This window comes from Pantoea dispersa (genome assembly GCF_035783935.1).
Lineage (GTDB): Bacteria > Pseudomonadota > Gammaproteobacteria > Enterobacterales > Enterobacteriaceae > Pantoea > Pantoea dispersa_C.
In genome coordinates this window covers 25,135-31,193 of sequence record NZ_JALKOV010000019.1, presented here as the reverse complement: position 1 = coordinate 31,193, position 6,059 = coordinate 25,135, and the positions used below count along the sequence as shown (strand labels likewise).

The following is a 6,059-nucleotide window of genomic DNA, read 5'->3' as shown; positions in this document are numbered from 1 at the left end:
GGTGGTCCCACCTGACCCCATGCCGAACTCAGAAGTGAAACGCCGTAGCGCCGATGGTAGTGTGGGGTCTCCCCATGCGAGAGTAGGGAACTGCCAGGCATCAAACAAGTGAAGAAGCCCCGAACGAAAGTCCGGGGCTTTTTTACGTCTGTACACCTGCAAATTTCCCGCTAAAACGCGAAAACTCCCCACTTTAGAACCGTGCAATCGGGTAAACTACGGCCAGATTAATCAGTAAAGGCCGTAAAATGTCCAGCCCTCAGACTTCCCTGAAAGCGTTCAACACCCTGGGTCTTGCAATCATGGCTGAAAAGCTGGTTATTGCGGATAGCACAGAAGCCATTTCCTCTGCCTGGCACGCCAGCCAGCAAAAAAATCAGCCGTTTATGGTGCTGGGCGAGGGCAGTAACGTCCTGTTCCTCGAAGATTTTGCCGGCTGCGTGGTCATTAACGCGATTAAAGGCATTACCCTGGAAGAGCACGACGAAGCCTGGCATCTGCACGTTGGTGCTGGCGAAAACTGGCATCAGTTGGTTGAGCACACTCTAAAGAAAGGCCTCACCGGGCTGGAAAATCTGGCGCTGATACCTGGCGTGACCGGATCGGCACCCATCCAGAATATTGGCGCTTACGGCGTTGAATTTAAAGATATTTGTCTGTACGTCGACGTTTTGCACCTGACTGACGGTGAAGTCATTCGCCTGCACCGTGATGAGTGTCAGTTTGGCTATCGCGACAGTATCTTCAAACACGCGATGAAACACGACTATGTGATTGTGGCCGTCGGCCTGCGTCTTGCCAGGCAGTGGAAGCCGGTGCTGAGCTATGGCGATCTGGCAAAGCTCAATCCCGCCACCGTATGCGCGTGGGACGTTTTTACCGCGGTGTGCCACATGCGCCAGAGCAAGCTGCCCGATCCGCGCGTAACCGGGAACGTGGGCAGTTTCTTTAAAAATCCCCTGATCTCAGCGCAGCAGGCAGCGGCGCTGCTGGCGCAGAACCCTGCGATGCCACACTATCCACAGAGCAATGGCGAGGTCAAACTGGCCGCCGGCTGGCTGATCGATCAGTGTGCGCTGAAAGGTTATCGTCTTGGCGGCGCTGCGGTGCATCGTCAGCAGGCACTGGTACTGATCAATGAAGACAATGCGACACCGCAGGATATTGTCGCGCTGGCCCACCATGTACGCCAGCAAGTAGGGAAAAAATTCGCCGTATGGCTGGAGCCAGAAGTGCGTTTTATTGGCGCGCAGGGTGAGCGTAATGCCGTCGAGGTGATTTCATGAAAGATCAAAGCGTTCCGTTAAAACTGGTCGCCCTGCTGGCCGATGGTGAATTTCACTCTGGTGAACAGCTGGGTGAGGCGCTCGGGATGAGTCGCGCCGCCGTAAATAAACATATTCAGACGCTGAAAAGCTGGGGCCTCGATGTCTATACGGTGACAGGGAAAGGTTACAGCCTGCCAGCACCGATACAGCTGCTGAATGAAGAGAAGATACTGGCGCATCTGCATCAGGCCGATCTGGCAGTGATCCCGGTGATTGACTCAACAAATCAGTATCTGCTTGATCGCATGGACCAACTAAATTCCGGCTATGCATGCATCGCGGAATACCAGCAGGCCGGACGTGGCCGGCGTGGCCGTAAATGGTTCTCGCCGTTTGGCGCTAACCTCTATATGTCTATGTATTGGCGACTGGAGCAAGGGCCAGCTGCGGCGATGGGCCTGAGTCTGGTGATTGGTATTGTAATGGCAGAGGTTATCCAGTCACTGGGTGCGGCCGACGTCCGCGTTAAGTGGCCAAATGACTTGTATCTGCAGGATCGTAAGCTGGCGGGCATCCTGGTTGAGCTCACGGGTAAAACAGGCGATGCGGCACAGATTGTAATGGGCGCAGGGATTAACCTGGTCATGCGGGGTGAAGGCACGGCGGAAATCAACCAGGGCTGGATTAACCTGCAGGAAGCGGGCATCGAGATCAATCGTAACGAACTCGCCGCCAGGCTGATTAACAGTCTGCGTGAAGCCTTACCGCTGTTTGAACGGGATGGTCTGGCGCCGTTTGTCGGACGCTGGGAAGCGCTGGATAACTTTATCCATCGGCCGGTAAAACTCCTGATTGGCGATCGTGAAGTGCACGGCATTGCCCGGGGGATTGATAAGCAGGGCGGCTTGTTGCTGGAACAGGAAGGTGAGATTAAATCCTGGGTCGGCGGCGAGATTTCGCTGCGTGCCGGTAATTAATAACCGATGTCGACATTAATTAACTGCCCTGCATAACCAGGGCGGTTAAACATTATTTACGCAGCCGGACGCTTTGCACGGCATGGTCAGCAGACTTCGTCATGATCAGGCTGGCCCGCTCGCGCGTAGGCAAAATGTTTTCTTTTAAATTCAGCCAGTTAATCTCTTTCCATAACCCGCGAGCAATATTCTCTGCTTCTTCTTCGGGTAGCTGAGAATAGTGATGGAAATAAGAATCCGGATCGCTGAACGCGCCTTCGCGGAATTTAAGAAAGCGATTTACGTACCAGCGCTCTAATAAGTTTTCTGGCGCATCGACATATATTGAAAAGTCGACGAAATCTGAGACAAATACATGATGCGGATCGTGGGGATAATCCATGCCGCTCTGCAGGACGTTCAGTCCTTCCAGAATCAGGATGTCCGGTTGCTGCACTACCTTATCGCCATCCGGGATGACGTCGTATATCAGGTGTGAGTAAACCGGCGCGGTGACCTGACCGGCGCCCGATTTCAAATCCGACACGAACTTTACCAGTCGATGCATATCATACGACTGCGGAAAGCCCTTCTTTTTCATCAGACCGCGCTCTTTTAACACCGCATTAGGGTGCAAAAAGCCATCGGTGGTGATCAGTTCCACCTTACGGTGCTCGGGCCAGCGGCTAAGCAGCGCCTGCAACACGCGCGCGGTGGTACTTTTACCGACAGCGACACTGCCGGCGATACTGATAATGTAGGGAATTTTCTGGCCATTGGTGCCGAGAAACTGTTCCAGCACCGCCTGACGGCGCAGATTCGAGCTGATATAGAAGTTCAGCAGGCGCGACAGCGGCAGATAAATCTCGGCGACTTCTTCCAGCGAAAGATCTTCATTGATACCGCGCAACCGCTCAATTTCGCTGGCGGCCAGCGTCATCGGTACGGAATCGCGCAGCGCAGCCCATTGCTGCCGATCAAACTGCAGGTAAGGCGTCGTTAGTGGCGTCGTTTTTTTACTCATAAGCATGCATCTGACCGCAAATTCTGGCTCATCAACACCTTGCAGCTTCAGGCATACAGCGATGTGTCGAACTCAGTTGCACGTCACAGGGGTAATTTAACGAGAACAATGGGCAGGAGGGTAACACCAGTGTGACTTTAAAAAGAAGTAAAATGATAAACCTGAGCACGCTTTCGTAAGCAGGCCCGCATTTTTATGATCGCAGCATAAGGCTGATGCTATATGAAAGAATTATCAGGTCCTGCGCTGGCGGAAAAACACACCACGTTTGCTGCTTTTTGCTGCGCTGGCGGGGCGTTTTGCGAGGATTTGCACAAATAGTAAGCGGTAGTGCAAATTTAGCAATTTTTTTGTTGCATCCTGAACCCGGTCTTCCTAGAATGCGCGTCACTTGATGCCGGCTTAGCTCAGTTGGTAGAGCAACTGACTTGTAATCAGTAGGTCACCAGTTCGATTCCGGTAGCCGGCACCATCAAGTAGGTGGGATTCCCGAGCGGCCAAAGGGAGCAGACTGTAAATCTGCCGTCACAGACTTCGAAGGTTCGAATCCTTCTCCCACCACCATCTCAACCTCTCGGTTGAGCGTCAGATAAAGGCTTATCTGATGGGTGAGTTCAACTCTCTCACCTTCGAATTCAGATTGCGCAGTAGCGTAATCAACGTCAGTCGGAAACTCTGACTGGCTCGAATAATAGAAGGTCTTCTTTTATTATTCATAAGCTACAGAAAGAACAGGTAGCCGAGTTCCAGGATGCGGGCATCGTATAATGGCTATTACCTCAGCCTTCCAAGCTGATGATGCGGGTTCGATTCCCGCTGCCCGCTCCAGATGTGCTGATATGGCTCAGTTGGTAGAGCGCACCCTTGGTAAGGGTGAGGTCCCCAGTTCGACTCTGGGTATCAGCACCACTTCCTTTATCTCTCTCCTGATTCTCTCTCTGTAAAACTAACATCAGGTTTTGCCTGGTTAATGTGACGATATCTTTGATATATCCGTGTCTTAGAGGGACAAGCGATGGCTAAAGAGCAATTTCAACGTAACAAACTGCACGTAAACGTGGGCACCATCGGTCACGTCGACCACGGTAAAACCACTCTGACTGCGGCAATCACCACCGTTCTGGCTAAAACCTACGGCGGCCAGGCGCGTGCATTCGATCAGATCGATAACGCGCCAGAAGAGAAGGCTCGTGGTATCACCATCAACACCTCTCACGTTGAATACGAAACCCCGACTCGTCACTACGCACACGTTGACTGCCCAGGCCACGCCGACTATGTGAAAAACATGATCACCGGTGCTGCGCAGATGGACGGCGCGATCCTGGTTGTTGCTGCGACTGATGGCCCAATGCCACAGACCCGTGAGCACATCCTGCTGGGTCGTCAGGTTGGCGTTCCTTACATCATCGTGTTCCTGAACAAGTGCGACATGGTTGATGACGAAGAGCTGCTGGAACTGGTTGAGATGGAAGTGCGTGACCTGCTGTCTGCTTACGACTTCCCAGGCGACGATACCCCAATCGTACGCGGTTCTGCGCTGAAAGCGCTGGAAGGCGAAGCTGAGTGGGAAGCGAAAATCGTTGAGCTGGCTGAGCACCTGGATAACTACATCCCGGATCCAGTCCGTGCTATCGACCTGCCGTTCCTGCTGCCTATCGAAGACGTATTCTCAATCTCTGGCCGTGGTACCGTTGTTACCGGTCGTGTTGAGCGCGGCATCGTGAAAGTGGGCGACGAAGTAGAAATCGTGGGTATCAAAGCGACTGCCAAGTCTACCTGTACTGGTGTTGAAATGTTCCGCAAACTGCTGGACCAGGGTCAGGCAGGCGAGAACTGTGGTGTTCTGCTGCGCGGTATCAAGCGTGAAGAGATCCAGCGTGGTCAGGTTCTGGCTAAGCCAGGCACCATCAAGCCGCACACCCAGTTCGAGTCAGAAGTTTACGTTCTGTCCAAAGACGAAGGCGGCCGTCATACTCCGTTCTTCAAAGGCTACCGTCCACAGTTCTACTTCCGTACCACTGACGTAACCGGTTCAGTAGAGCTGCCAGAAGGCGTTGAGATGGTAATGCCAGGCGACAACATCAAAATGGTTGTTACCCTGATCCATCCAATCGCAATGGACGAAGGTCTGCGCTTCGCAATCCGCGAAGGCGGCCGTACCGTTGGCGCGGGCGTTGTTGCTAAAGTTATCGCGTAATAGCGATAATATTTGACGCAATGCACACGGAAAGGGCATCATTTGATGCCCTTTTTGTACGCTGTTAACCAGAACCTGGCTCATCAGTGATTTTCGATCATAATCATTGCTGAGACAGGCTCTGTATTACGGCGCTGGATACCGAGTTATGCCCAAAAGCGCATTCGGTTTGGATGCCTCGCTCTGCGGGGCAGAATAGTTTCTGAATTATTGTGGCAGGTTGGTTTATGAGTGCGAATACCGAAGCTCAAGGGAGCGGGCGCGGCCTGGAAGCGGTAAAGTGGGTAGTTGTGATCGCATTGCTGCTGGTAGCAATCGTCGGTAACTACCTGTATCGCGATGTGACACTGCCTTTACGCGCGCTGGCTGTCGTGGTGTTGATCGCTGCGGCGGGCGGCATTGCGTTGCTGACCACTAAAGGTAAGGCAACCGTGGCTTTTGCACGTGAAGCAAGAACCGAAATGCGTAAGGTCATCTGGCCAACTCGCCAGGAAACATTGCACACCACGTTAATCGTTGCCGCGGTCACTGCCGTGATGTCACTGATTTTGTGGGGGCTGGATGGTATTCTGGTCCGTCTGGTATCGTTTATCACTGGCCTGAGGTTCTGA

The 6,059-nt window shown here is 52.9% G+C and carries 5 protein-coding genes, 4 tRNA genes and 1 rRNA gene; 9 read left to right on the top strand and 1 reads right to left on the bottom strand.

The features are described from left to right. The 3 genes from rrf to birA form a co-directional block, all read left to right on the top strand. Positions 1-99: ribosomal RNA gene (gene rrf / locus MXF20_RS22865) — 5S ribosomal RNA — on the top strand; the annotation flags it as partial. Positions 100-248: 149 nt separating this feature from the next. Then, positions 249-1,286 (top strand): UDP-N-acetylmuramate dehydrogenase, encoded by a 1,038-nt coding sequence (murB, locus tag MXF20_RS22860; RefSeq protein ID WP_325971598.1) that lies wholly within the window; start codon positions 249-251, stop codon positions 1,284-1,286. Beyond that, complete coding sequence (birA, locus tag MXF20_RS22855; protein ID WP_325971597.1) at positions 1,283-2,245, top strand: bifunctional biotin--[acetyl-CoA-carboxylase] ligase/biotin operon repressor BirA; 963 nt, start codon at positions 1,283-1,285, stop codon at positions 2,243-2,245. Before murB ends, birA begins: the two co-directional genes overlap by 4 nt. Before the next feature lie 52 nt (positions 2,246-2,297). Here birA and coaA read toward each other — a convergent pair whose 3' ends face one another. Continuing rightward, positions 2,298-3,248, bottom strand: coding sequence for a type I pantothenate kinase (gene coaA, locus MXF20_RS22850; RefSeq protein WP_325971596.1), 951 nt, complete (start codon positions 3,246-3,248; stop codon positions 2,298-2,300). 396 nt (positions 3,249-3,644) lie between these two features. Here coaA and MXF20_RS22845 point away from each other — a divergent pair. From MXF20_RS22845 to secE, 6 genes are all read left to right on the top strand, one after another. Continuing rightward, positions 3,645-3,720, top strand: a tRNA-Thr gene (locus tag MXF20_RS22845). 7 nt (positions 3,721-3,727) lie between these two features. After that, positions 3,728-3,812, top strand: a tRNA-Tyr gene (locus MXF20_RS22840). A gap of 189 nt (positions 3,813-4,001) precedes the next feature. Continuing rightward, positions 4,002-4,076: transfer RNA gene (locus tag MXF20_RS22835), tRNA-Gly, on the top strand. A gap of 5 nt (positions 4,077-4,081) precedes the next feature. After that, a tRNA-Thr gene (locus MXF20_RS22830) sits at positions 4,082-4,157 on the top strand. A 106-nt stretch (positions 4,158-4,263) separates the two neighbouring features. After that, positions 4,264-5,448, top strand: coding sequence for an elongation factor Tu (gene tuf / locus MXF20_RS22825; RefSeq protein WP_325971595.1), 1,185 nt, complete (start codon positions 4,264-4,266; stop codon positions 5,446-5,448). 227 nt (positions 5,449-5,675) lie between these two features. Next, on the top strand, positions 5,676-6,059 hold the full coding sequence (gene secE / locus MXF20_RS22820; protein ID WP_021508209.1) for a preprotein translocase subunit SecE: 384 nt from the start codon (positions 5,676-5,678) through the stop codon (positions 6,057-6,059).

Bases quoted from the DNA above. Each gene is read 5' to 3' on its own strand.
- murB (WP_325971598.1), top strand. From the start codon at position 249: ATGTCCAGCCCTCAGACTTCCCTGAAAGCGTTCAACACCCTGGGTCTT.
- birA (WP_325971597.1), top strand. From the start codon at position 1,283: ATGAAAGATCAAAGCGTTCCGTTAAAACTGGTCGCCCTGCTGGCCGAT.
- coaA (WP_325971596.1), bottom strand. From the start codon at position 3,248: ATGAGTAAAAAAACGACGCCACTAACGACGCCTTACCTGCAGTTTGAT.
- tuf (WP_325971595.1), top strand. From the start codon at position 4,264: ATGGCTAAAGAGCAATTTCAACGTAACAAACTGCACGTAAACGTGGGC.
- secE (WP_021508209.1), top strand. From the start codon at position 5,676: ATGAGTGCGAATACCGAAGCTCAAGGGAGCGGGCGCGGCCTGGAAGCG.